Consider the following 21,253-nt stretch of genomic DNA (forward strand, 5'->3'; position numbering starts at 1 on the left):
ACGGGAACGACACAGCGGGTGTACCCCCAATAATGAGGCCTGACGAAGCCCCCCAGGGGCGCCTCCGGTTTCTTGATCGGCCTTGCCCGATTCGTGATCTTTGGGCGGTCGATGCCGACCAACAATTTGGGCGGCGATCCCCCCCGATCTACCGCCTTCCACACCACTCCCGGCGGGTCGGCCGCGGTGTGAAGTAGGCCACCTTGTGGCCGCCGTGTATCGCGGAGACGATCGGTCGTACGATCGCACAAGGGTGCGGATGAGTCGCGCGGCATGTGCGGCTGAGAGTGTTTCCGCAGGTCATCGGCTGGATTGGGAAGGTGATGGTCGGTATGCGTTCGGAGTCGGGGCTGCCGATCGAACCCGTCTACGGGCCCGCGGCGCTGGAGGGATTCGACGCCGCCGAGCGGCTGGGGGAGCCGGGCGCGTTCCCGTTCACGCGCGGCGTCTACCCGACCATGTACACCCAACGGCCCTGGACGATGCGGCAGTACGCCGGGTTCGGCACCGCGGCCGAGTCCAACCGGCGCTACCACCAGCTCATCGAGGCCGGCACCGCGGGCCTGTCGGTGGCGTTCGACCTGCCCACCCAGATGGGGTACGACTCGGACGCCGACCTCGCCCGCGGCGAGGTCGGCAAGGTCGGCGTCGCGATCGACTCGATCGAGGACATGCGCGTGCTGTTCGACGGCATCCCGCTGGGCGAGGTGTCGACGTCGATGACGATCAACGCGCCCGCGGCCGTGCTCCTGCTGCTCTACCAGCTCGTCGCCGAGGAGCAGGGCGTCCCAGCCGACCGCCTGACCGGGACGATCCAGAACGACATCCTCAAGGAGTACATCGCGCGGGGCACCTACATCTTCCCGCCGAAGCCCAGCCTGCGGCTCGTCGCCGACACGTTCCGGTACTGCAAGAACGAGATCCCCAAGTGGAACACGATCTCGATCTCCGGCTACCACATGGCCGAGGCCGGGGCGACGCCCGTACAGGAGATCGCGTTCACCCTCGCCAACGCCAAGGAGTACGTCCGGGCGGCCGTCGAGTCGGGGCTGGACGTCGACGCGTTCGCACCGCGCCTGTCGTTCTTCTTCGTCGCCCGGACCACCCTGCTGGAGGAGGTCGCGAAGTTCCGCGCGGCCCGCCGGATCTGGGCGCACCTCATGCGCGAGGAGTTCGGCGCGAAGAACCCCAAGTCCCAGATGCTGCGGTTCCACACCCAGACCGCGGGCGTCCAGCTCACCGCGCAGCAGCCCGAGGTCAACCTCGTCCGCGTCGCGATCCAGGCGCTCGGCGCGGTCCTGGGCGGCACGCAGTCGCTGCACACCAACTCCTACGACGAGGCGATCGCGCTGCCCACCGAGAAGGCCGCGCGCCTCGCGCTGCGCACCCAGCAGGTGATCGCGCACGAGTCCGACCTGACGCGCACGGTCGACCCGTTCGCCGGGTCGTACGCCGTCGAGTCGATGACCGACGAGATCGAGGAGGCCGCCCGCGCCCTCATCGACCAGGTCGAGGAGATGGGCGGCGCGGTGAGCGCCATCGAGAAGGGTTTCCAGAAGGCCGAGATCGAGCGGTCGGCGTACCGCACGGCGCTGGAGATCGACGGCGGTGACCGGGTCGTGGTCGGCGTCAACCGGTTCCGTACCGAGGACGATGAGCCGTACGAACCGCTGCGCGTCGACCCGGCCATCGGGGAGGCCCAGGCCGAGCGGCTCGCGCGGCTGCGGGCCGAGCGCGACAACGACGAGGTCCGCCGGCGCCTCGACGACCTGCGCCACCTCGCGGAGAAGGAGGGCGCGCAGGCGGACGCCGGCGACGTCTCCGCGGGCGACGGCAACCTGCTGTACCCGCTCAAGGAGGCACTGCGGGCCCGCGCCACGGTCGGCGAGGTCTGTGACGCGCTGCGCGACGTCTGGGGCGTGTACGTCCCCGCCGACGCCTACTGAGCCGGAGGCGACCAGAAGGCACTGACCAGGCGAAGCGCCGCCACCGGCGCCGCACCCCCATCCCCCGGCAGCGAGGAGTCACGGATGAGCGACGAGTGGCGGGCGAACATCGACGCCCTAGAACAGACGGCCCGGTCGATGATCGCGCTGGGCGAGGAGCTGGACGCGGCGGACTGGACCCGGCCGACCGAGTGTCCCGGCTGGTCGGTCCAGGACCAGTACGCGCATATCCTGGGGATCGAGCGCTGGCTGCTCGGCGAGGCCGCGGACGACGAGCCGCGGACGGTGGCCAATACCGCTCTCGACGTCGAGGCGTTCCGCTCCTGGCCCCCGGAGAAGGCCCTCGGCGAGCTGCGCGGGGTGATCGAGCGGCGTGTCGCGTCGCTGCGATCCGACGCCGTCGACCTGGCCCAGGTCGTCCCCACGCCCTTCGGCCGGGACATGCCGTACGGCGCTTTCATGGGACACCGGGCGTTCGACGTGTGGATGCACGAACAGGACGTACGCCGCGCGACCGGGCGTCCGGGCAACCTCGACGGTCGCGCCGCCGAGGTCAGCGCGAGGATCCTCGGCGACTCCCTGCCCTTCGTCGTCGGCAAGCGAGGGCGGCCCGAGCCGGGTCAGACGGTCGTGGTCGAGACGCCGGAGCGTCGCTGGTGCGTCGCGATGGGCGCCGACCGCCGGGCCCGTTTCGCGGAGGAGCCGTCGGGACCGACCGTACGGCTCCGCATGGACTGGGAGACGTTCCTCCGGCTCGGCGGCGGCCGCGTGGCGCCGTCCGAGGCGGAGGTGCAGGTCAGCGGAGACGGTGACCTGGCCGGCCGGGTTCTCGCGGGCATGGCCATAACGCCCTGAGTGGATGTCCGGACCAGTGGCTCATGATCAACCTGGTCATTAGTGAGGATTGCTCGTAGCCGGATCGGATGGCGCCGGTCGCCCGATGGGTGCTCCAGAAGAGTCAACCGCGCATCGCGGGGCAAAGACCTCCCGAGACGGCGCGTGGTCGGCGGCATGATGGTCACCGATCGGGGCGGTTTCGGTGCTCACCCTCGGCACCCGACGTGCTGGCCGAATTACGCCACGCGGACGCGATTAACCTGCAAGGATTGAGGGACGGAGGTTGGCCGTGGCCATCGAGTTCAACGCTTCACGGGGTGCCACGCTCGGCATCGAGTGGGAGCTCCAACTCGTCGACGACCAGACGCGGCGCCTCCGCCAGGACGCCGGACAGGTGCTGGGGGCGCTGCCCGGGCTCAGTGAGGCCGAGCGCAACCCCAAGATTCGCCACGAGCTCATGGAGTCGACCGTGGAGATCGTCACAGACGTGTGCCACACGGTCTCCGAAGCGCGCGCCGACCTGGCCGCCACCATGGCCGAGCTCCGCTCCGCCGCCGAGCCCCGGGGCATCGGGCTCGCCTGCACCGGCACCCACCCGATCAGCGACTGGCGCGACGCGGAGATGGCGCCGATCCAGCGCTACGCCGAGCTCGTCGAGCAGTACCAGTGGCTCGCCCGGCGCATCCAGACGTTCGGCGTGCACGTCCACGTCGGCATCCGCTCCGTCGACAAGGCCATCCCGATCGTCAACGCCCTGTCCGCCTACCTGCCGCACTTCCTCGCGCTCACCGCGTCGAGTCCGTTCTGGTGCGGCCAGGACACGGGGCTGGCCTCCAGCCGGGCGATCGTCTTCGGGTCGCTGCCCACCGCGGGGCCGCCGCACCTGCTGGCGGACTGGGCGGAGTTCGAGGCCTACATGGACACGCTGCTGCGCGCCCAGGCGATCAGGAGCATCAAAGAGGTCTGGTGGGACATCCGGCCGCACCCCGATTTCGGAACCATCGAAATTCGGATGTTCGACGGCATTCCTACCCTTCGTGAGGTAGGAATGGCCGCGGCACTCTGTCAATCCCTCGTCGAACTCTTCGATCATCAGCTGGATCGTGGTTACACTTTGCCCAGCCCGGCCACGTGGGTCGTGCGCGACAACAAATGGCGCGCGACTCGGTACGGCCTCGACGCCATCGTGATCACCGACGATCAGGGAGCCACCGCTCCGCTCCGCGACGAGCTCTACGAACTGGTCCGGGAGTTGGAGCCGATAGCGGACCGGCTCGGCTGCGCCGAAGATCTGAAGGTGCTCTCCGACGTCCTCGACCAGGGCGCTTCGTACGAGCGGCAGCGCGCCATCATCAACGATGGCGGCAGCCTTGAGGACGTCGTTACCGCGGCTCTCACGGAATGCCGGGAGGACCGGTTCGTCAATCCACGGGAGGTGACACATGCGGGGGCCTGAACTCCCCGGTAATGAGCCAGTGGGAGGAGGGCTGAGACCGCTACTCGACTCGTTTCTGGCCGAGAACGAGACCGATCTCATCGCCTTCCGCCGGGATCTGCACATGCACCCGGAACTCGGCTTCGCCGAACACCGCACGACGGCTCGCCTGATCGAGGCGCTGACCGCGGCGGGGCTGCGACCGCAGCGACTGCCCAAGGGCACCGGCCTGATCTGCGAGGTCGGCAACGGCGACGGCCCGGTGGTCGGCCTGCGCGCCGACATCGACGCCCTTCCGCTGACCGACGAGAAGGACGTCGCCTACCGCTCCACGGTGCCGGGCGTCTGCCACGCCTGCGGCCACGACGTGCACACGACCATCCTGCTGGGGGTCGGCCGGTTCTTCGCGCGGCAGGCCGCCGCCGGTCTGGTGCCCGGCAAGGTGCGGCTGATCTTCCAGCCGGCCGAGGAGACGCCGGGCGGCGCACTGGACGTCCTGGCCGCCGGCGGCATCGCCGGGGTCGACCGCGTCTTCGCCCTGCACTGCGACCCTCGCCTGGAGGTCGGGCGGCTCGGCCTGCGCGTCGGCCCGATCACCGCGGCCTGCGACAAGGTGAACGTCCGGGTCGCCGGTCCGGGCGGGCACACCGCGCGCCCGCACCTGACCGCCGACCTGGTGTACGCCCTGGCCAAGATCGTCACGGAGCTGCCGGCCGCGCTGTCGCGGCGGGTGGACCCGCGCTCCAGCCTGAGCCTCGTGTGGGGCCGGGTGTCGGCCGGGTCGGTGGCCAACGCCATCCCCGACGACGGCATCGCCCAGGGCACCGTGCGCTGCCTCGACGACGAGGCGTGGCACTCCGCGCCCGAGCTCATGAAGACCCTGCTCGACTCGGTGGCCAGCGCGTACGACGTGAAGGCCGAACTCGACTATGTCCGCGGCGTGCCGCCGACCGTGAACGAGCGGACGAGCGTCGAGATGTTCCGCACCGCCGTCGAAGCGGTCATCGGTGAGGACGGCGCGGCGGGCACACCCCAGAGTCTCGGCGGCGAGGACTTCGGCTGGTACCTCGAGTCGATCCCCGGGGCGCTGGCCAGGCTCGGCGTCGCGACCCCCGGCATGGCCGGCGCGTACGACCTGCATCGGGGCACCTTCGACGTGGACGAGCGGAGCATCGGCGTCGGTGTCCGGATCATGGTCGCCACCGCCCTGACAGCACTGTGGGAGAGCCGGCGCGCGAGCGCCGCCGAGCCCATCGGGGAGCCCGCGGCCTGACGCGCACGCCCGGGTCGCTAGACGGTTTTCGGTCGCCACCCGGGCGGTCCTCCTTGCCCTGGTAGGTCGCACGGCGGTCTGACCAGTGACGATGCGCTTTCGCCTTGATAACGGACGCGTTGCGACACGGTCGCTTTGGCTCGTTCCTCCCCTGGCTGCGACTATGGTCCGAGAGATTCGTGCCATGACGCACATTTCGGGCTGGGTCTAATTGGAGGAGCTACCTTGCGCCGTGCAGTGAAGATGACCGCCGTCGCGGCGAGCGCGGTGCTTGCACTCAGCGCCGCCGGCTGTGGCGGCAAGAAGGCCAACACCGGCGGCGGTGGTGGCGGCGAGGGCAAGAAGACCGTCAAGGTCGGCCTCGCGTACGACGTGGGCGGCCGTGGCGACAAGTCGTTCAACGACGCCGCGTACGCCGGCCTGCAGAAGGTCCAGAGCGAGCTGAAGCTCGACGTCAAGGACATCGAGGCCAAGGAAGGCGAGAGCGACAACGACAAGATCCAGCGGCTGCAGCTGCTGGCCCAGTCGGGCTACAACCCGGTGATCGCCGTCGGCTTCGCGTACGCGGGCGCGCTGGGCAAGGTCGCGCCGAAGTTCCCGAACGTCAAGTTCGCGATCATCGACGACAACACGATCCAGCAGCCGAACGTCGCGGACCTGCTCTTCGCCGAGAACCAGGGCTCCTACCTCGTCGGCGCGGCGGCGGCCAAGAAGTCCAAGACCGGCCACATCGGCTTCATCGGCGGCGTGGCGACCCCGCTGATCAAGAAGTTCGAGGTCGGGTACATCGCGGGCGCCAAGAAGGTCAACCCGAACATCAAGGTCGACTCCAAGTACATCTCCCAGCCGCCGGACTTCGGCGGCTTCAAGGACCCGGCCAAGGGCAAGACGATCGCCCAGGGCATGTACGACCAGGGCGCCGACGTCGTCTACACGGCGGCGGGCCTGTCCGGCACCGGCTCGCTGCAGGCGGCCGCCGCGGCCAAGAAGTGGTTCATCGGCGTCGACTCCGACCAGTACCTGACGGCGACCGCCGACGAGAAGCCGTACGTGCTGACCTCGATGCTCAAGCGCGTGGACACCGCGGTGTTCAACTTCGTCAAGGGTGTCGGTGAGGGCCAGTTCCAGAAGGGCGACCAGCGGTTCACCCTCCAGAACGACGGTGTCGACTACTCCAAGTCGAACCCGACGGCGCTGGGCGACCTGCCGGCGACCCTCGACGACCTGAAGCAGCAGATCGTCTCCGGAAAGATCACGCCGCCCGAGAAGTGACGGCGGTAAGGGCTCGGGCCCGGGTGGACGGCTTCGGCCTCCCTCCCGGGCCCCACTGGTGCGGGAGCAGGTCATGTCCACGACTGAGCCGGCGGTCGAGCTGCACGGCATCACCAAGCGCTTCCCCGGCGTCGTGGCCAACCACGACATCGACATCGCGGTCGCGGCGGGCACGGTGCACGCGATCGTCGGGGAGAACGGCGCAGGCAAGTCGACCCTGATGAAGATCCTCTACGGCATGCAGCGGCCGGACGAGGGAACGATCAAGGTCAACGGAGAGGTCGCCGACCTCCATTCGCCGTCCGACGCGATCGGGCGCGGCATCGGCATGGTGCATCAGCACTTCATGCTGGCCGACAATCTCACCGTCCTGGAGAACGTCGTCCTCGGCGCCGAGAAGCTGCACGGCATCGGCGGCGGGGCGCGGCGCCGGATCCGGGAGATCTCCGACCAGTACGGGCTGGGCGTCGAACCGGACCGGCTGGTCGAGGAGCTCGGCGTCGGCGCCCGCCAGCGCGTCGAGATCCTCAAGGTCCTCTACCGCGGAGCGCGGATCCTCATCCTCGACGAGCCCACCGCGGTGCTCGTGCCGCAGGAGGTGGACGAGCTCTTCGCCAACCTCGAGGAGCTCAAGCGCGAGGGCCTCACCGTCATCTTCATCTCGCACAAGCTCGACGAGGTCCTGAAGGTCGCCGACGCGATCACCGTGATCCGCCGGGGCACGACCGTGGCCTCCGCCGATCCCAAGGAGGTCTCCGCCCGGCAGCTCGCCGAGCTGATGGTCGGCAGCGAACTGCCGGTCCCGGAGCTGCGCGAGTCGACGGCGACCGACGTCCCGGTGCTGACCGTCGAGGGCGTGACCGTCCGCGACGCCACGGGCCGCGCCGTCGTGGACGGGGTGTCCCTGACCATCCACGAGGGCGAGATCCTCGGGATCGCCGGGGTGGAGGGCAACGGCCAGGCCGAGCTCGTCGAAGCGATCATGGGCATGCTGCCGGTCGAGTCCGGCGCCGTCCGGCTCGGCGAGGAGGACCTGGTCGGCCGGTCGACCCGGCACCGCCGGGAGATGGGCATCGGGTTCATCCCCGAGGACCGGCACCGGCACGCCCTGCTGCTGGAGTCCCCGCTGTGGGAGAACCGCGTCCTCGGCCACCAGACCCGGTCCCCGAACGTCAAGGGCATCCTCATCGACCGCGCCGGCGCGCGCCGCGACACGGAGCGGATCGTCGAGGAGTACGACGTGCGGACTCCCGGCATCGACGTCAGCGCGGCCTCGCTGTCCGGCGGCAACCAGCAGAAACTGATCATCGGCCGGGAGATGTCCGGGAACCCGAAGCTGCTGATCGCCGCGCACCCGACCCGTGGGGTCGACGTCGGCGCCCAGTCGGCGATCTGGGACCATCTGCGACGGGCGCGGGCCGAGGGCCTGGCGGTGCTGCTCATCTCCGCCGACCTCGACGAGCTGATCGGCATGTCGGACACCCTGCGGGTGATCCTGCGCGGCCGGCTGGTCGGGGAGGCCGACCCCGCGACCATCACTCCGGACGAACTCGGCTCCCTGATGACCGGCGCCGCAGAGGGGAGCGTGGCATGATCTCCAACCTGCTCGCGAAGTCCTACGCGCGGACCGTGATCGCGGCGCTCGTCGCGCTCGTCTTCGCGGTCGTCGTGACCTCGATCGTGCTGTCGATCAGCGGGTTCAACCCGCCGTCCACGTTCCAGGCGATGTTCGACTTCGGCAAGGAGCCCGACAGCGTCGTCAACACCGTGAACCGAGCGTCTGCGTACTATCTGTCGGCGCTCGCGGTCGCGATCGGGTTCCGGATGAACCTGTTCAACATCGGTGTCGACGGGCAGTATCGCCTCGCGGCCATGCTCGCCGCCGCGGCGGGCGGGGCGTGGGCGCTGCCGGCGGGACTGCACCAGCTCGTGATCATCGTCGTCGCGGCCGTCGTCGGCGGCGCGTGGGCGGGCATCGCGGCGATCCTCAAGGTGACGCGGGGCGTCAGCGAGGTCATCTCGACCATCATGCTGAACTTCATCGGCACCGGCGTGATCGCGTTCCTGCTCAGCCCGGACCGGCTCGCGGCGAAGGTCGCGGGCAGCAACAACGTCGGCACCAAGCCCATCGGCTCGTCGGGCCGGGTGCCGGGGATCTCCTACCCGGGCAGCGACCTGAAGATCTACGGCCTCGTCCTGCTCGCGGTGCTGGCCGGCCTCGGGTTCTGGTTCGTGATCAACCGCACGCGGTTCGGCTTCGACCTGCGGGCCACGGGCCTGTCCGAGAGCGCCGCCGTCGCGAGCGGCGTGGACGCCAAGCGCATGGTCGTCATCGCGATGGTCCTGTCCGGTGCGGTCGCCGGCCTCGTCGGCATGCCGCAGCTGCTCGGCGGGTCCTACTCCTACTCGCTGGACTTCCCGACCGGGATCGGCTTCACCGGCATCGGCATCGCGCTGCTCGGCCGGAACAACCCGGTCGGCATCGCCTTCGCGTCGCTGCTGTGGGCGTTCCTGGACCAGTCGTCGCAGATCCTCGAGTTCAACGACATCCCCAAGGAGATCGTCGCCATCACCCAGGCGGCCGTGCTGCTGTCGGTGGTCGTGGTGTACGAGATCGTCAACCGGGTGGGCCGGCGCATGGACCAGCGGCGCGTCGCCGCTGAGCTCGGAGAGGTGGCGGCGTGAGCGAGGCGTACGGTTCGAAGCAGGCAGGCGAGGTGTCAGCATGATCGACCAGGAGGTCCGGACGCCCGCGCCGCGGACCGGCGGAGTGCGCGGGTTCCGCGGCCGGCGGGCGCTGACCGCCGGACTGGGCGCCTTCGTCGCCCTGATCCTGCTGCGGCTCATCACCGGCGAGAGCGACATCACCTCCAGCGGGACGATGAGCGCGACGCTCGGGCTCGCCGTGCCGATCGGGATGGCCGCGATGGGCGGCCTGTGGTCCGAACGCTCCGGCGTGGTCAACATCGGCCTCGAGGGCATGATGGTGTTCGGCACCTGGGGTGCGGCCTTCGGCGCCTACTTCAGCGGCAGCCCCTGGCTGGGGCTCCTCTGCGGGATCGCGGCCGGAGCGCTGGGCGGCCTGCTGCACGCCGTCGCCACCGTGACGTTCGGCGTGGACCACATCGTCTCGGGCGTCGCGATCAACATCCTGGCGCCGGGCGTCGCGCGCTACCTGTCGGACCTGCTGTTCAACGGGGAGCCCGGTGGCGGCGCCACCCAGTCGCCGCAGCTGCCCAACTTCCCGACGTGGAGCGTGCCCGGCGTCGGCGGCCCGCTCGGCGACCTCGAGAAGCACCACTGGATCCTGATCTCCGACCTCGCCGGGCTGGTCCGCGGGCTGCTGACGAACCTGTCGCCGGTCACCCTGGTCGCGGCCGCCCTCATTCCGATCTCGTTCTTCCTGCTGTGGCGTACGCCGTTCGGCCTGCGGCTGCGGTCGTGCGGGGAGAACCCCCTCGCCGCCGAGTCGCTGGGCGTGAAGGTCTACACGATGAAGTACGCCGCGGTGGTGATCTCCGGGGCGTTCGCCGGCGTCGGGGGTACGTTCCTGGCCATGGTGGCGTCCTCCAACTACCAGGAGGGCCAGGTCAACGGCCGTGGCTTCATCGGCCTCGCCGCCATGATCTTCGGCAACTGGCGGCCGGGCGGCGTCGCGGCGGGCGCCGGCCTGTTCGGGTACACCGACGCGCTGCAACTGCGCGGCGGCGCCGGCGCGGTGCACGCCATGCTGCTCCTGCTCGGCGTCGGCCTGCTCGCCCTCGCGGTCTGGCACGCGTACCGGCGCCGGATGGTCACGGCGGCGGTCTCGGCGGTCGTGGCCGTCGGGCTCCTCGCCTGGTTCTTCCTGACCGACGAGCTGCCCAAGGAGATCGTCACCTACAGCCCCCACATCACGACGCTGCTCGTGCTGGCGTTCGCGGCGCAGCGACTGCGCATGCCGGCCGCCGACGGGCTCACCTACCGACGCGGCGGAGGACACTGATGGCCGACATCGACTGGGACGCCCTCCGGGCGGCCGCCCGTGCGGTGATGGAGAAGGCGTACGTCCCGTACTCCCACTTCCCGGTGGGCGCCGCCGGGCTGACCGACGACGGGCGGATCATCGCCGGCTGCAACGTGGAGAACGCCTCGTACGGCGTCGGCCTGTGCGCCGAGTGCGGGCTGGTCTCGGCGCTGCACGGCACGGGCGGCGGCGGCCGGCTGGTCGCCGTCTCCGTCGTGGACCGCCACGGCGCCCCGCTGATGCCCTGCGGACGCTGCCGTCAGCTGCTGTGGGAACATGGCGGCCCCGACATGCTGCTGGAGACCGTCAGCGGCATCCGGCCGATGAGCGAGGTTCTGCCCGACGCCTTCGGCCCCGACGACCTGGAGAACCGAGCGTGACCTTCGACGCCGTCGACGTCATCCGTACGAAGCGGGACCGCGGAGAGCTGTCCGACGAGCAGATCGACTGGACGATCAGCGCGTACACCGAGGGCGTCATCGCCGAGGAGCAGATGTCCGCCCTCGCGATGGCGATCCTGCTGAACGGCATGAGCCGGCGCGAGGTCGCCCGGTGGACCGACGCGATGCTGCGCTCCGGCGAGCGGATGGACTGGTCCGGGCTGAGCCGCCCCACGGCGGACAAGCACTCCACCGGCGGGGTCGGCGACAAGATCACCCTGCCGCTGGCGCCGACCGTGGCCGCCTGCGGCGCCGCCGTACCGCAGCTCTCCGGCCGCGGCCTCGGCCACACCGGCGGCACGCTCGACAAGCTCGAGTCGATCCCGGGCTGGCGGGCGTCGCTGTCCAACGAGGAGATGCTGGCCGTCCTCGACCGGGCGGGCGCGGTGGTGTGCGCGGCCGGCACCGGCCTCGCACCCGCCGACCGCAAGCTGTACGCCCTGCGGGACGTCACCGGCACGGTCGAGTCGATCCCACTGATCGCCAGCTCGATCATGTCGAAGAAGATCGCGGAGGGCACCGGCGCGCTGGTGCTGGACGTCAAGGCCGGCTCCGGCGCCTTCATGAAGAGCGTGGTGCACGCCCGCGAACTGGCCCGCACGATGGTCGACATCGGCACCGACCACGGGGTGAAGACCGTCGCGCTGCTGACCGCCATGGACACCCCTCTCGGCCGTACGGTCGGCAACGCGCTGGAGGTCGACGAGTCCGTCGAGGTCCTGGCCGGCGGCGGCCCGGAGGACATCGTCGAGCTGACCGTCTCCCTGGCCCGGGAGATGCTGGCCGCCGCGGGGGTCGCGGGCACCAAGGACCCGGCCGACGCGCTGCGGGACGGCTCCGCGATGGACGTCTGGCGCACCATGATCTCCGCGCAGGGCGGCGACCCGGACGCCCCGCTTCCGGTCGCGAAGGAGACCCACGAGGTCGTGGCGAAGGAGTCCGGCGTGCTGTCCCGGCTCGACGCCTACGGCGTCGGCGTCGCGGCGTGGCGTCTCGGCGCCGGCCGGGCGCGCAAGGAGGACCCGGTGGCGCACGCCGCGGGCATCGTCCTGCACGCCAAGCCGGGCGACATCGTCCGCGCGGGCCAGCCGCTGATGACGCTGCACGCCGACGACCCGGCGCGCTTCGAGCGCGCGCTGGCCGCCCTGGACGGCACCGTGGAGATCGGCGAGATGGAGGACGCCCGGCGGCCGCTCATCCTGGAGCGGATCGCCTGATCAGGCGCCGGAGGAGGCGGCGGCGAGGAAGAAGAGGACGAGGATCAGCAGTCCGAGGACGATGAAGGCGCTGCCGATCGCGCCCAGCACCACGCCCGCCGTCGCCTGACCGTCGCCGCCGAGGTACCCGCCGCTCTCGCGGATCCGCCGCTTGGCCGACAGCCCCATGAACAGGGCGATCGGCGCCAGCAGGCCGCACACCACGAGCCCGAGGATGCCGAGGACCATCGAGGCCGTCGCTCCACTGTCGTCCTGTGCGGGCGGCGGGGCCGGGTACTGGTACATAGCGGAACCATAGAGGAACCCGGCCGATCTCGATACGACTGAGCGGCCAGACCCTCGGGACCCGCGCCGAGGGGTATACGACGGCCGGGGCGGGAGGCGGCACGGCGTGCGGGAGCGGCCCGGCGCGGACCTGAGAGGCGCGGACGGCCGGTAATGTGCGTGGCGTGACGAACCGTCCTGTGCTCGACGACATCCGGCGGGCCCCCAAGGTGCTCCTCCACGATCACCTCGACGGTGGGCTGCGGCCGGAGACCATCGTCGACCTCGCCCGTGAGACCGGCTACGACGCGCTGCCCGCCACCGACCCGGCGGAGCTGCGCACCTGGTTCGCCGAGGCGTCCGACTCCGGGTCGCTGGAGCGCTACCTGGAGACGTTCGACCATACGGTCGGCGTGATGCAGACCGCCGAGGCGCTGACCCGCGTCGCGTACGAGTGCGCCGAGGACCTGGCCAAGGACGGCGTCGTGTACGCGGAGGTGCGGTACGCGCCGGAGCAGCACACCCGCAACGGACTGACGCTGAACCAGGTCGTCGAGGCGGTGCTGCGCGGATTCGCGGAGGGCGGCCGCGACCACGGCATCCGCGTCGGCACGCTGCTCACCGCCATGCGTCACCAGGCCCGCAGCATGGAGATCGCCGAGCTGGCCGTCCGGTACCGCGACGAGGGCGTCGTCGGCTTCGACATCGCCGGGGCCGAGGCGGGCTACCCGCCCACCCGGCACCTCGACGCCTTCGAGTACCTCCAGCGGGAGAACGCCCACTTCACCATCCACGCGGGCGAGGCGTTCGGCCTGCCGTCGATCTGGCAGGCCATCCAGTGGTGCGGCGCCGACCGGCTCGGGCACGGCGTGCGCATCATCGACGACATCGGCGAGCGTGAGGGCGAGAGTCCCCGGCTCGGGCGCCTCGCCGCGTACGTCCGGGACAAGCGCATCCCGCTGGAGATGTGCCCCAGCTCCAACGTCCAGACCGGCGCCGCCAAGTCCATCGCCGAGCACCCGATCGGGCTGCTCCGCCGCCTCTACTTCCGGGTCACCGTCAACACCGACAACCGGCTGATGAGCGGCACGACCCTGTCGGAGGAGTTCGCCAAGCTCGTCGAGGCGTTCGACTACGGCTGGGACGACCTGCAGTGGTTCACGGTCAACGCCATGAAGTCCGCCTTCCTCGGCTTCGACGAGCGCCTCGAGCTGATCAACGGTGTCATCAAGCCGGGGTTCGCGCAGCTGAAGTGGCGATCGCACTCGTGACCGCCGCCGTGTTCCCCAAGACTCCGCCCGGCGCGAAGGTGTTCCGGTCGACGGCCGCCCGTTTCTTCGGCTGGGCCTGGATGGTCTTCGCCGCCATCAACCTCGTCGACATCCTGTGGCGCGGCCGCGACGCCGCCTCGCTGGTCGCCGCGATGGTCATGCTGCTCGGCTGCGGCGTCGCGTACGTCGGCGCGCTGCGGCCCCGGATCGTCGCCGACGAGGAGGGCGTCCGCCTGCACAACCTGCTCCGCGACGTCGAGGTGCCCTGGCGCGGGGTCGAGCGGGTCGAGGGCGGCGACGCCGTCTACGTGCACGGGGGCGGCCGCCGGTTCCGCGCCTTCGTGCTGCAGATCTCCCCGCGCAACCGCGCGCGGTTCGAGGCGAAGGCCCGCCGTCAGGAGCGGAAGCTGCCCGACCACGTCGCCGACTACGTCCAGGGACGCACCCAGACCGACTTCGCGGTCGAACAGCTCCGTGAGCTGGCCGGGGAGCGCTCCCGGCGCGGCGAGGACGGTGCGGCCGAGCCGACGGTCACGTGGGCCTGGCCGGCCGTCATCGCGGTCGCCGTCCCGGCGGTCGCCTTCCTCGTCGCCCTCGTCATCGCCCTGCTCTGACCCGCCCCCGCGTACGGCGGCTCAGCGGGTCACCGCCTCCACCGCCGGGATCCGGATCGCGCGCCGGGCGGCGCCGAGACCCGTCCCCAGGGTGAGGACCGCCGCGACGGCGACGACCGCCAGGTAGGTGCCGGCGCCCGCGTCCGGCAGCGCGTGCCCCGTCCGGGCGATGCTGTAGGGCACGATCGTGAACAGTCCGGCGACCGCCCCGGAGACGATGCCGAGCACCGTCAGGATGACGCCCTCCACCGCCACCGTCCACAGGACCTGCCCCGGCGTGATCCCGACGAGCCGCTGCCGCGCGAACTCGCCGCGCCGGTACGTCATCGCCGCGATCAGCGTGTTGATCAGCATGATCGCCGAGAACACCACCAGCATCCCGATGACCGTGAAGTTCAGCGTCTCGGTGGTCTTCTGATCGGCCGTCGCCACCGTGCCGGACGCGGCGGTGGCCGCGTTCTCGATCCACTGCATGTAGAGCGTGCCGGTGGAGATCCCGGTGAACAGGATGATCGGCATCAGCGTCGCCGCGAGCCGACCGGCCCGCCGCCGCACGTACTGGACCGTCAGGTAGGCGGGGACCCCGGCCACCCGCTCGAGCGGGCGGGCGAGCACGGCCGTCACCCGGCCGATCAGGACCGGCCCCGCCAGCGCCAGGCCGATGGAGACCCAGATGGAGGTCTGCCCGGCCGTCTGCATCGCGTCGATGCCCTTGCCGCGCATCGCGGTCGCGGTGGTCACGGCCAGGCTCGCGCCCAGGACGAGGAAGACCACCGCGGCGGCCTTCCGCTTGCGGCTCATCCGGGCGTCACCCGCTGCGGCGTTCCGCGCTGACTCGGCCGCACGCGTCCGCACGACGCCCCGTACCGTGATGACCGCCGCGGTGGTCGCGGCGGTCAGCGTCACGCCCAGCCCGATGCCCAGCGCGTACGACCCGAAGGCGTAGTCGATGCCGCCGGCGACGCGCTTGCTGGAGATCAGCAGCGACAGCAGAGCCCGGCCGGCCAGGGCCGCCGGCGCGATCGCCACCAGTCCGGCGACCAGGGCGACGACGGCGGTCTCACTGACGATCATCCGGCCGATCTGCATCGGCGTGGCGCCCACCTGCTTCAGCAGCGCCATCTCGGCGTCCCGCTGCCGCACGACCAGGGTCAGCGTGGACGTGGCCGAGAAGATCACCATGATGAGCCCCCAGCCGCCGACGACCGAGGCCATGGTGATGAGCGAGTTCCTGCTGGCGGAGGGCACTCCATCACTCATGGCGGTGTCCAGCAGCGAGGCGAAGGCCATCACCACCGCCGCCCCGAACACCATCGAGACGAACGTCGCCAGGAACCCGCCGGCGCGATGCCGCAACGAGCGAAGAGCCAACCCGAACATGGTCAGACCTCCGTCCGGTCGCGCCGCGCGGTCCGGTCGCCCAGGTGCGTCATCCGCTCCGCCACGGCCTCGGCCGTCGGCCGGGCGAGCTCTCCGGCGAGGCGACCGTCGGCCAGGAACAGGACCGAGTCCGCGTACGAGGCGGCGACCGGGTCGTGGGTCACCATCACGACGGTCTGGCCCTGCTCGTGCACCGCCCGCATCAGAAGGCTCAGCACCTCGCGCGCACTGCGCGTATCGAGCGCGCCGGTCGGCTCGTCGGCGAAGATCACCGACGGGTTCGTCACCAGGGCCCGCGCGATGGCGACCCGCTGCTGCTGACCGCCGGACAACTCCGCCGGCAGGTGCCGCAGCCGGTCGCCGAGACCCACCTTTGTCAGGATCTCGCGGGCGTACCGGCCGTCCACCTTCCGGCCGGCCAGCCGCAGCGGGAGCGTCGTGTTCTGCAGTACGTCCAGGGTGGGGAGCAGGTTGAACTGCTGGAAGATGAAGCCGATCCGCTGCCTGCGGAACTTCGTCAACTCGGTCTCGGAGCCCCCGCTCATCTCGGCGCCGTCGACGAACACCTTCCCACCGGTCGGCCGGTCCAGCCCCGCCGCGCACTGCAGCAGGGTGCTCTTGCCGGAACCGGACGGCCCCATGACGGCCGTGAACGTCCCCTTCCGCAGACTCAGTGAGACCCCGTCCAGCGCGGTGACCTGAGTGCCCTCCGCGCCGTACACCTTCCGCACCGAGACGACCCGCAGCGCCTCGGAATCGCTCGTGGGGAGCGTGACCTGTCCGTTCATGACCCTCGCCTCTCAAGGCGCCGTTGCGCGCCGTATGAGGACGAAACTAGGGATGACCGGAGGACATCTCGATGGGCCTAACAGGCCGACAGGGGTGTACCTGGCGACACCAACGGGCCTTCACTCGCCGAGCAGCAGGATCTCCAGGAACGCGTCCGGCGCGTCGCGGAGCACATTGTGGCTGCTGGGCAGGGTGTGGACACGCCAGGCGGGATCCTCGGCCAGTCGCGCGTGGACCTCGGTGAACGGTGAGCCGTCCCAGCCGTTCAGGTACACGTAGTCCCGTGCCTTGATCTCGCCGAGGCCGTTCCCACGCAGCCGGAGCCGCTGGAGGAAGGACGCCAGGGGGTGCGCGGTCGCGCGGGGGTCGACGCCGGGCGGCGGCTGGACCGAGAAGCCGTCCGCGGCCGCTCCGTCGAGGAACAGCCGGCGGAAGGCCTCGCTCGTCAGCTCCCAGCAGGACTGCCCGTCCTCGGGCACGTAGGCGTCGCTGTACACCAGGCGGCGCACCGAGCCGGGCTCGACGCGGTCGGCGACTCCGGTGATGACCATGCCGCCGTAGCTGTGCCCGACGAGCACGGCGTCGGTGACCTTCTCGGCCGCGAGGACGGCGAGCACGTCGTCGACGTGGGTGTCGAGGTTCACGGCGGGCGAGGCCAGGTGGGCGCGGTCGCCGAGCCCCGTCAGGGTCACGGGCAACGCCCGGTGCCCGACGGCGCGGAGCCGGTCGGCCAGAGCGGAGTACTGCCAGCCGCCGTGCCAACCACCCGGAACGAGAACGAAGGTCGCCATGTCCGCCCCTCTCTGTCGATCAAGGTGGATGACTCTAATAGAGTGTCTCTAATCGAGGCAAATGGGAGGGCTGAGCGTGCTGACGCTGTGCATCCTCGGATTCCTGGCGGAGGAGCCGCTGCACGCCTACGAGCTGCGGGCGCGCATCTCCGGGCTGTCCGGGCACATCCGGCCGGTGAGCGACGGCGCGCTGTACCCGGCGCTCAACCGCCTGCGCGCCGCCGGGTTCCTGGAACGGCACGAGGAGCCGGGCCGGGGCGGCACCCCGCGTCAGGTGCTGACGCTCACCGACGCCGGACACACGGAACTGCTCCGCAGGCTCGCCGACCCGGCCGAGCTGGAGATCACCGATCGGAACTCGTTCATGATCCTGCTGGCGTTCCTCGGGCGACTGCCCGACCCCGCCGACCAGCTCCGCGTGCTGCGCCGCCGCCTGGCCTTCTACGACCAGCCCGCCAGCTACTTCTACGCCGCCGGCCGCCCCCTGCGCGCCGTAGAGATGACCGACCGGTTCCGCCGGGGAATGCTCAGCATCGCAGCCGAGACCAAGCGAGCCGACATGCGCTGGCTCCGCCAGATCATCACCGAACTCGAACAGGAGGCCGGCGGGAAAGGCGACCAGCCCCGGACGGATGCCCATGGCGGAACGGCGCACGCCGGCGGAGACGCCCGGCTGGGCCCGGCCGACTCGGCGCCTACACCGTCATCCGCGACCGGCGACGAGAGAACGCCCGGTCGAGAAGGATGATCGACACGATGCCCGCCGCCAGGCCGGCGCCGATCCAGGTGACGGACGTGATGCCCGCGCCGGCGTTCAGGGCGACCCCGGCGAGTGCCGGAACGAGGCTGATGCCGAGTTGGAACGCCGAGACGGTGGTGGCACCGGCGAGTGTCGGCGCCGTTGATGCGATGGCGAACACCCGCCCGTAGATGGCCGGGTTCAGTACGAAGCCGGCGATCCCGAGGAGGAGAACGAGGGGGACGACGGCCGGCGCATGCCGGGCCAGGACCGCGAGCAGGACGGAACTGATCAATATCCCGAGCGCTCCTGCCAGGAGCGCCTGAGAGGGTCGCCTGTCGGCGATCCTGCCTCCGATGGACAGCCCAACGAAGGCGCCGACGCCGAACAGCGCGAGGACGGCGGGGACCCAGACGCCGGGGACACCGGTGACGTCGGTCAGGAACGCCGCCAGGTAGTTGAACGAGATCATGTAGGCGGCGGTGCTCAGGACGGTGACGGCGTAGACCACCCACAGTTGTGGTCGCCTCATGGTCCGAAGCTCACGCCGTACGCTCGGCTCCTGGCTCGTGCCCGTCGCCGGCATCGCGAGCAGGCTCGAGATCGCACCGGCGGCGGTCAGGGCGACCACGCCCCAGAAGCCGCCTCGCCATCCGGTGAAGTGACTGAGCAATGCGCCTGCCGGGCCGCCGGCGATCATCGCCAGGCTGAGGCCGCTGACGACGACGCCGGAGGCGCGTGCGGTGCGGTCGGGGGTGACGAGGCCGATCGCGGTGACCGCCGCGACCGCCCAGTACCCCGCGTAGGCCAGGCCGCAGACGAAGCGGGTCGCCAGAAGCACCGCGTAACCGTCGGTCAGAAGGCCGATCGTCACCGCGGCGGCGAAGACGGCCTGAGTCGTCACCAGCGTGGTACGTCGCGGCCAGCGCAGCGTCATGATGGCGAAGGGAGGCCCGCCGATCACCACGCCGATGGCGAATGTCGAGATCAGCGCGCCGGCGGAGGACAAGCTGATCTTCAGGTCGTCGGCGATCTCCGGCAGGACCCCGGCCAGCAGGAACTCCGCGCTGCCCATCGCGAACAGGCTGAACGCGAGCAGGTAGACGCCGAGCGGCAGCCTCCCGCGAGAGACCGGCACCTGTCGCTGTGCGGTGTCGACGCTCACCGGCCATCACCCGCCACCGTGGCGCGGCGCTGTTCGACGGCGTGGTCGACGTCTTCGTCGAGGAGGTCGGTGTTGATGGCGAAGGCGGCGGCGGACCCCATGCCGGCGGCGGTGATGACCTGGGCGCGCGGATCGATGACGTTACCGGCGGCCCAGACGCCGGCGACGCTCGTACGGCCGGTGCGGTCGGTCGCGACCCAGCCGCTGTCGTCCTTGGCACAGCCCAGGTGGGTCAGCAGCTCATCACGCGGAACCATGCGAGGGAAGAGAAAGGCCGCGGCGCGGGGGACGGCGCGGCCGTCGGTGAGTTCGATGCCGCGCAGCCGGTCGTCGTCGACCACCAGACGCTTGACCTCGCCCTCGACGATGCGCAGGCCGCGCGCCTCCAGTCGCTCCCTGTCCTGCGCCGTCAACTCCAGCGTGTGCGCGAAGAAGACGACGTCGTCGCTCCACGTACGCAGGAGCAGGGCCTGGTGTACGGCGCCCGGATGGATACCGAGGACGGCGAGCGGCCGGTCACGGACTTCGTAGGCGTGGCAGTAGGGGCAGTGCAGCAGGTCCTTGCCCCACCGTTCACGCACGCCGGGGATGTCGGGCAGCTCGTCGCGCAGCCCGGTCGCGACCAGGACGCGGCGGGCCTTGAGCACGGGCCCGCCGACCATGCGGACGTCGTAGCCGTGGTCGATCTGGTCCACCCGTCCTTGGATGAGTCGCACGCCGTACCGGGAGATCTCGGCACGGCCGAGTTCGAGCAGCGTCGCGGGGGCCAACCCGTCGCGGGACAAGAAGCCGTGCATGTGTGCGGCGGGTGCGTTGCGCGGCTCGCCGGCGTCTATCACCACCACCTTGCGGCGGGCCCGTCCAAGGAGCAGGGCGGCGTTCAGCCCGGCCGCTCCGGCGCCGACCACCACCACGTCGAAAATCCCGTCGTCGGCGGTACGCGGTGCGCTGCCGTCCGGGTCGTTCGTCGCCTTGATCATGGCGATCACCTCCGCGCCCGATGGTGTGCGCCCTGATGGTGAACCGACAACTTCCGTTGCTGGTTCTGGGACGCAGGAGGTGAAATGAGCGGCATGGACGAGCAATCTCCGATCGCCGCCACGCTGGCCCAGGTCGGCTCCCGCCTCAAACGCATCCGCACCGAACGCGGCGTGAGCCTGTCCGCGCTGGCCGAGGCGACCGGCATATCCAAGAGCACGCTTTCCCGGCTGGAAACCGGCCAGCGCCGCCCCGGCCTGGAACTCCTGCTGCCCATCGCGCAGGCGCATCAGGTGCCGCTGGACGAACTGGTCGGGGCGCCCGAGGTCGGCGATCCCCGGATCCGCTCGAAGCCTCGCATCCGCAACGGCCGCACGGTGATCCCGTTGACCCCGCACCCGGGCCCCCTGCAAGCCTGGAAGTCGATCATTCCGGCCGAACAGAACCGGCCCGAGTTGTGCACACACGAGGGCTATGAGTGGCTCTACGTGCTGTCCGGGCGCCTGCGGCTGATCGTGGCCGATCACGACCTGATCCTGGGGCCAGGGGAGGCCGCCGAGTTCGACACCCGCCTGCCCCACTGGTTCGGCCCCACCGGCGACTCTCCCGTCGAGGTCCTCAACCTGTTCGGCCGCCAAGGAGAACGCATGCACATTCGCGCCAGACCACGCCCCCGACAGGAACCGGCGTCCTGAGCGGAGGACACCTTCCGGGAGGGCGGCGAGTAACGCTGGGCCGGGCGGAGCCTGGCATCGGGGGGTTCGGGGGGTCGTCCCCCCGGGTGGACGCCCGGAAACAGCGAAGCCGCCCCGGAGGGCGGCGAGTAACGCTGGGCC

20 protein-coding genes are annotated in these 21,253 nt (G+C 70.8%); 14 read left to right on the forward strand and 6 right to left on the reverse strand.

The genetic code is table 11. The features are described 5' to 3' along the window. The first annotated feature begins 332 nt into the window (after positions 1-332). The 10 genes from AB0L00_RS02705 to AB0L00_RS02750 all read left to right on the forward strand — a co-directional run bounded on the left by AB0L00_RS02705 (position 333) and on the right by AB0L00_RS02750 (position 12,426). A complete protein-coding gene (locus tag AB0L00_RS02705) occupies positions 333-1,946 on the forward strand; it encodes a methylmalonyl-CoA mutase family protein (RefSeq protein ID WP_364427365.1) in 1,614 nt (537 codons plus the stop codon). An 84-nt stretch (positions 1,947-2,030) separates the two neighbouring features. Beyond that, a complete protein-coding gene (locus AB0L00_RS02710) occupies positions 2,031-2,801 on the forward strand; it encodes a maleylpyruvate isomerase family mycothiol-dependent enzyme (RefSeq protein WP_364427368.1) in 771 nt (256 codons plus the stop codon). Positions 2,802-3,072: 271 nt separating this feature from the next. Beyond that, positions 3,073-4,239, forward strand: coding sequence for a glutamate--cysteine ligase (locus AB0L00_RS02715; RefSeq protein ID WP_364427370.1), 1,167 nt, complete (start codon positions 3,073-3,075; stop codon positions 4,237-4,239). 19 nt (positions 4,240-4,258) lie between these two features. Beyond that, positions 4,259-5,491 carry an amidohydrolase gene (locus AB0L00_RS02720; protein ID WP_364427372.1) on the forward strand — a complete coding sequence of 411 codons (1,233 nt, stop codon included), beginning with the start codon at positions 4,259-4,261 and terminating at the stop codon, positions 5,489-5,491. A 225-nt stretch (positions 5,492-5,716) separates the two neighbouring features. Beyond that, a complete protein-coding gene (locus AB0L00_RS02725) occupies positions 5,717-6,763 on the forward strand; it encodes a BMP family ABC transporter substrate-binding protein (RefSeq protein ID WP_364427375.1) in 1,047 nt (348 codons plus the stop codon). A 73-nt stretch (positions 6,764-6,836) separates the two neighbouring features. Then, positions 6,837-8,357, forward strand: a complete 1,521-nt coding sequence (locus AB0L00_RS02730; protein WP_364427377.1) for an ABC transporter ATP-binding protein — start codon at positions 6,837-6,839, stop codon at positions 8,355-8,357. Beyond that, a complete protein-coding gene (locus tag AB0L00_RS02735) occupies positions 8,354-9,448 on the forward strand; it encodes an ABC transporter permease (RefSeq protein ID WP_364427379.1) in 1,095 nt (364 codons plus the stop codon). The genes AB0L00_RS02730 and AB0L00_RS02735 overlap by 4 nt, the downstream gene beginning before the upstream one ends. A 40-nt stretch (positions 9,449-9,488) precedes the next feature. Further along, on the forward strand, positions 9,489-10,748 hold the full coding sequence (locus AB0L00_RS02740) for an ABC transporter permease (protein WP_364427381.1): 1,260 nt from the start codon (positions 9,489-9,491) through the stop codon (positions 10,746-10,748). After that, entirely contained in the window at positions 10,748-11,149 is a 402-nt protein-coding gene (locus tag AB0L00_RS02745) for a cytidine deaminase (protein ID WP_364427383.1), read from the forward strand. The genes AB0L00_RS02740 and AB0L00_RS02745 overlap by 1 nt, the downstream gene beginning before the upstream one ends. Beyond that, positions 11,146-12,426, forward strand: coding sequence for a thymidine phosphorylase (locus AB0L00_RS02750; protein WP_364427385.1), 1,281 nt, complete (start codon positions 11,146-11,148; stop codon positions 12,424-12,426). The genes AB0L00_RS02745 and AB0L00_RS02750 overlap by 4 nt, the downstream gene beginning before the upstream one ends. Here the strand turns inward: AB0L00_RS02750 and AB0L00_RS02755 are convergent, their stop codons facing one another. Continuing rightward, positions 12,427-12,711, reverse strand: coding sequence for a DUF4190 domain-containing protein (locus AB0L00_RS02755; protein WP_364427387.1), 285 nt, complete (start codon positions 12,709-12,711; stop codon positions 12,427-12,429). A gap of 164 nt (positions 12,712-12,875) precedes the next feature. On the opposite strand from AB0L00_RS02755, the gene AB0L00_RS02760 reads away from it, so the two are divergent. Beyond that, positions 12,876-13,961 carry an adenosine deaminase gene (locus AB0L00_RS02760; protein WP_345353156.1) on the forward strand — a complete coding sequence of 362 codons (1,086 nt, stop codon included), beginning with the start codon at positions 12,876-12,878 and terminating at the stop codon, positions 13,959-13,961. Further along, positions 13,943-14,575 carry a PH domain-containing protein gene (locus AB0L00_RS02765; RefSeq protein WP_364427389.1) on the forward strand — a complete coding sequence of 211 codons (633 nt, stop codon included), beginning with the start codon at positions 13,943-13,945 and terminating at the stop codon, positions 14,573-14,575. Before AB0L00_RS02760 ends, AB0L00_RS02765 begins: the two co-directional genes overlap by 19 nt. 21 nt (positions 14,576-14,596) lie before the next feature. Here AB0L00_RS02765 and AB0L00_RS02770 read toward each other — a convergent pair whose 3' ends face one another. The 3 genes from AB0L00_RS02770 to AB0L00_RS02780 form a co-directional block, all read right to left on the reverse strand. Then, positions 14,597-15,955 (reverse strand): FtsX-like permease family protein, encoded by a 1,359-nt coding sequence (locus AB0L00_RS02770; RefSeq protein WP_364427391.1) that lies wholly within the window; start codon positions 15,953-15,955, stop codon positions 14,597-14,599. A 2-nt stretch (positions 15,956-15,957) separates the two neighbouring features. Next, a complete protein-coding gene (locus tag AB0L00_RS02775; protein ID WP_364427393.1) occupies positions 15,958-16,743 on the reverse strand; it encodes an ABC transporter ATP-binding protein in 786 nt (261 codons plus the stop codon). 120 nt (positions 16,744-16,863) lie between these two features. Then, entirely contained in the window at positions 16,864-17,535 is a 672-nt protein-coding gene (locus tag AB0L00_RS02780; protein ID WP_364427395.1) for an alpha/beta hydrolase, read from the reverse strand. Positions 17,536-17,596: 61 nt separating this feature from the next. Between AB0L00_RS02780 and AB0L00_RS02785 the strand changes: the two genes are divergently transcribed. After that, the gene (locus AB0L00_RS02785; RefSeq protein ID WP_364427398.1) at positions 17,597-18,283 is read left to right on the forward strand and encodes a PadR family transcriptional regulator; all 687 of its coding nucleotides are present in this window, start codon (positions 17,597-17,599) and stop codon (positions 18,281-18,283) included. Here AB0L00_RS02785 and AB0L00_RS02790 read toward each other — a convergent pair. Together AB0L00_RS02790 and AB0L00_RS02795 are read right to left on the reverse strand one after the other, a co-directional pair. Continuing rightward, positions 18,231-19,439, reverse strand: a complete 1,209-nt coding sequence (locus AB0L00_RS02790) for a Cmx/CmrA family chloramphenicol efflux MFS transporter (protein WP_364427401.1) — start codon at positions 19,437-19,439, stop codon at positions 18,231-18,233. The genes AB0L00_RS02785 and AB0L00_RS02790 overlap by 53 nt on opposite strands. Continuing rightward, positions 19,436-20,419 (reverse strand): NAD(P)/FAD-dependent oxidoreductase, encoded by a 984-nt coding sequence (locus AB0L00_RS02795; RefSeq protein ID WP_364427404.1) that lies wholly within the window; start codon positions 20,417-20,419, stop codon positions 19,436-19,438. The genes AB0L00_RS02790 and AB0L00_RS02795 overlap by 4 nt, the downstream gene beginning before the upstream one ends. A gap of 93 nt (positions 20,420-20,512) precedes the next feature. Between AB0L00_RS02795 and AB0L00_RS02800 the strand changes: the two genes are divergently transcribed. Continuing rightward, positions 20,513-21,112, forward strand: a complete 600-nt coding sequence (locus AB0L00_RS02800) for an XRE family transcriptional regulator (protein WP_364397708.1) — start codon at positions 20,513-20,515, stop codon at positions 21,110-21,112. Positions 21,113-21,253: the final 141 nt, after the last annotated feature.

The organism is Actinoallomurus sp. NPDC052308 (assembly GCF_040679195.1).
GTDB classification, from domain to species: Bacteria; Actinomycetota; Actinomycetes; order Streptosporangiales; family Streptosporangiaceae; genus Actinoallomurus; species Actinoallomurus liliacearum.